At 43.0% G+C, this 3,539-nt stretch carries 5 protein-coding genes; 3 read left to right on the top strand and 2 right to left on the bottom strand.

What is annotated here, in order from left to right; all coding sequences use genetic code 11:
* Together A3766_RS32090 and A3766_RS18625 are read left to right on the top strand one after the other, a co-directional pair.
* A partial coding sequence (locus A3766_RS32090; protein WP_231882927.1) for a hypothetical protein occupies nucleotides 1–210 on the top strand: 210 nt, incomplete at its 5' end.
* Between the two features lie 14 nt (nucleotides 211–224).
* A complete protein-coding gene (locus tag A3766_RS18625) occupies nucleotides 225–530 on the top strand; it encodes a DUF962 domain-containing protein (RefSeq protein WP_068506944.1) in 306 nt (101 codons plus the stop codon).
* A 51-nt stretch (nucleotides 531–581) separates the two neighbouring features.
* Here A3766_RS18625 and A3766_RS18620 read toward each other — a convergent pair whose 3' ends face one another.
* The gene (locus A3766_RS18620) at nucleotides 582–1,748 is read right to left on the bottom strand and encodes a carboxylesterase (protein ID WP_068506966.1); all 1,167 of its coding nucleotides are present in this window, start codon (nucleotides 1,746–1,748) and stop codon (nucleotides 582–584) included.
* Between the two features lie 180 nt (nucleotides 1,749–1,928).
* On the opposite strand from A3766_RS18620, the gene A3766_RS18615 reads away from it, so the two are divergent.
* Nucleotides 1,929–2,558 carry a TetR/AcrR family transcriptional regulator gene (locus A3766_RS18615; protein ID WP_231875540.1) on the top strand — a complete coding sequence of 210 codons (630 nt, stop codon included), beginning with the start codon at nucleotides 1,929–1,931 and terminating at the stop codon, nucleotides 2,556–2,558.
* Between the two features lie 566 nt (nucleotides 2,559–3,124).
* On the opposite strand, the gene A3766_RS18610 is transcribed toward A3766_RS18615, so the two are convergent.
* Nucleotides 3,125–3,445, bottom strand: coding sequence for a type II toxin-antitoxin system RelE/ParE family toxin (locus A3766_RS18610; RefSeq protein ID WP_068506946.1), 321 nt, complete (start codon nucleotides 3,443–3,445; stop codon nucleotides 3,125–3,127).
* Between the last annotated feature and the right edge of the window lie 94 nt (nucleotides 3,446–3,539).

Below are 3,539 nucleotides of genomic sequence, written 5' to 3'. Positions count from 1 at the left end.
CTCGATGATAACGAGTTACCGGATTTTACCGGGCGCTATTTTATACAAATATCTGGCCTTTTTCGAGTGATTTGTATCCAAGACATAAAGCACCACTGCTTAACCGAAGCTAAAAAATCATGTTATCTATCAATTAAACTTAAGAGAAAATTCACCTTAGCAACAATTGGCACTGCAGCACCGATAAGATTACTATATAAAAAACAATAAGAGAGTTATCCAAAATGAAAACCTACCAAAGCTTCAAAGAATTCTACCCTTACTACCTATCTGAACACAGCAACGCGACATGCAGGCGCTTGCACTTCCTCGGTACTGCACTCGTTATTTTACTGCTCGTTACACTTATTAGTACGCAAAATTGGTCACTGCTAATCGCTCTGCCACTAGTCGGTTATGGTTTCGCCTGGGTCGGACATTTCTTTTTTGAAAAGAACCGTCCGGCTACTTTTACATACCCGCTATGGAGTTTAATGGGTGACTTTGTGATGTTTAAGGATATGCTGCTCGGCAAAGTTAGCTGGTCTTAGTTGTGAGGGAACCACTGTCTGGTCACGCAACATTCGCATAGAGCAGCATGTTTAATTCCGAAGAAAAAGTCTTAGAGCTTGCTCCATTTTCGAGTAGTAAGGGTTCCATGTTAAACGGGCAAATAGTTTGTCTTCTTCGCTATAACCCCATGCTGAAAACCATACACTTTCACCCTCTTCGCATCGGCGCGTATTTGAGGGATTAAAGCTGTTTCCGCACATTCGTTTTTCTCCTTTTTTGCCGTAGTAAGGGTTGTCTGGAGCGAATAGTGGGCTCATATGTGAGCCAGAACTGATTCTCAGTTCCGGCAGTTTCATAGACTTAGTGATAATCTTATCGTCTTCAATAATAGACTCTCCATACCAAATGAAGCGATTTGATGCATGGGTGAAGTTTGAGTCAAAGTATCCTTTGATGGCATGAGGGTTAATGACACTGTCTGCCTCGCTCATCACAATCAGGGTTGGGACATTTGTTTGCTTTGATTCAAATAAGTCTCTGACATATTGTGCACTCTCAGAGTAAGCGATCGAAGCATTAATTGGCGAGGAGCGATATCGGGCTAGGTTATCTTCTTCTGCCTTCCAGCCCCAGTCCATAAATGTCGCAAAGATGGGAGCCAAACGCTCTACAAAAGGTGAAAATGTCTCAAAGCCCGGAGAAAACAGAAGCAAACCATCAACACCACCCTGCTCAATGGCATTGATAGTCACGAGGTTTGCACCGGTAGAAAAACCGCCTAGTAAAACCTTGTTGTACTGTTTTTTCAGCTGTAGAGCATAGTGGTCAACAATGTCTTGCCAATCTTCATAGTGAGAGAGCATTAAGTCCGAAGGCTTACTTCCGTGCCCAGGCAAAAGTAAAACGTGAACAGCATACCCTTCGCCGTGGAGCGATTTAGCAATATCAGAAAAAGAATAAGGCGAGTCTCCCAAGCCGTGAACCAGCAATACAGCTTTCTGTGTCGGCTCATTAGGCATCAACATAAACGGTGCGTTCATGTTGATCTCTTTTTGCTTGTTCTGTGAAATAAAACTTCGGTTATGCGATAACCATGCTCTAGACACCTCTATATAGCTTTCAAAGTCTCGCTGAATATAATTGTAATACTCAGCACTCTGATGCAAAGGCATTTTGCTGTCCGGCATACTCGCACAACCTTTAACAATCATCAGTGCTGTAAGCACCAAAGCAACGCGCGCTATTAAACGTAACATGATTCTCTCCTTCTGACTTACAGCAAGCTGCCCGCTTCCATAGCGATCCATCACTGAGCCCACCATGACGTCGCCATACAATAAGTAAACTAATCAGTGCAGTTTACTTATTTAAATTGAAAAGTAAACTATGCAGTGTAAAAATGTACTTTATTGGTATTTAAGCTGTTGAGACTCAATGTGAACGTAATCTGTCAGACCTTAAGCGAAAAAAGCAAAAGCCGCAGTGAATTAAAGAGAGAGGCGATCATTGATGCCGCGAGAAAAGCCTTTAAGGAATATGGCGTAGATGCGACAAGCATGGATAAGCTAGCGGAAATTGCCCAGGTATCAAAGCGAACGGTCTACAATCACTTCGACTCTAAAGAAGCCTTGGTAATGTATTTGCTGAAAGATCTATGGGATCAGGCGATGGTGAAAATTGATGTTCATTATGATGCCGTCAGCCCCTTGGGTGAGCAGCTAACAGCATTACTAAAGCAAGAAGTGAATCTGGTGGGCGACAAAGAATATATCGATTTAGCACGCGTGGCGCTAGGGCACTTCCTGTTCCAGCCGGAGGCCCTACAAAAAGAACTTGAAAAGTTCGATGATGAAGACACCGCGCTGACGCTATGGTTAGAAAGCGCGTCTAAAGATAAGCGCATAAATTTACATGACACAGAGCTAGCTTTCACACAGCTTCACAACCTAATAAAGGGAAGTTGCTTTTGGCCTCAAGTTGTTCAAATTGCGCCTGTTTTATCTGAACCTGAAAAACAAGCACTAGTGCGCGAAACCGTTGATATGTTTTTGGCTCGATATAAATAATGATAAATATTAATTGTAAAAGTCAGCGCTTGAGCTGAGCTATTAGAACACTGCGTTCGACTAAAGCGCACGACTCCTGCGCATTACTTAGTCGTTAAAGTGCCAAATTCGGCCCCTAGTACGTACCTTGTAGGTCGGGTTTCAACCCGACAGATCGGTGCCAATGAGGTAGTTAATAGGTATTGTAAGCACCGCGTCGGGCTGAAGCCCGACCTACGAATAAAGTGCGAATATGCCAAGTTCGGACTCTTCGATATCAATAGGGTGTGCCGTGCGCACCAGCGGAGTTTGATACCTCGTCTTAGTAGGCAGAGGGTTCAACCCCTCGCATGAATCTGCCCCGTGCTAGCCCGCTTGCGAGCCGTGGAAGGCTCTGCCTACAGGTTAGGGAAATTGCTTTGGCCGCCCCCCCATTACTGTTTGTTTGAGTCGCGGGGTTTATCGGTGCGCACGGCGCACCCTATTTGAGTTGTCAGGGTCTTAAATGCGGACTCATTGGCACTAGTGAAGAAAATTCCGATTAGATGTCTCAAAAAGTTACATCAAATTCATTGGCGGCAAAGAGCTTAATCTTGATCTAGGATATCAATTAGATGTTTACTTGGTTCCATGCGTTGATGAAGAACCCTGAAGATTTCAATGCCACCCTGGCACTCTGCATAATAAATGAAATGTGACTCAACTCTTACATGCAAACAGCTTGGTAGTTGGATATCAAACGTATTTCCCTTCTGAGGATTGCAAGCTAATTGCTTAAACATTATTTCTATATCTTTGATATAACGTGCAGCTCGAGCAAAACCAAATTTCTCTAGGCTATAATCAAAAATAGCTTCTAAGTCTTCATCTGCTTTTTGGTGTACAAAAAAGCTTTGGTTTTTATGCATTATGCTTTTTCTTCATCCGTTGAATAAAATCATCAGCATTCCAATTTTCGATAATGGGGCTATTTTCACCATCTTTAATAAGCTGGCGTAATTC

This window comes from Oleiphilus sp. HI0132 (assembly GCF_001635845.1).
This window is presented reverse-complemented; position numbering and strand designations above follow the sequence as displayed.

Excerpts from the sequence above, each read along its gene's own strand:
- A3766_RS18625 (WP_068506944.1), top strand. The coding sequence starts at position 225 with ATGAAAACCTACCAAAGCTTCAAAGAATTCTACCCTTACTACCTATCT.
- A3766_RS18620 (WP_068506966.1), bottom strand. The coding sequence starts at position 1,748 with ATGTTACGTTTAATAGCGCGCGTTGCTTTGGTGCTTACAGCACTGATG.
- A3766_RS18610 (WP_068506946.1), bottom strand. The coding sequence starts at position 3,445 with ATGCATAAAAACCAAAGCTTTTTTGTACACCAAAAAGCAGATGAAGAC.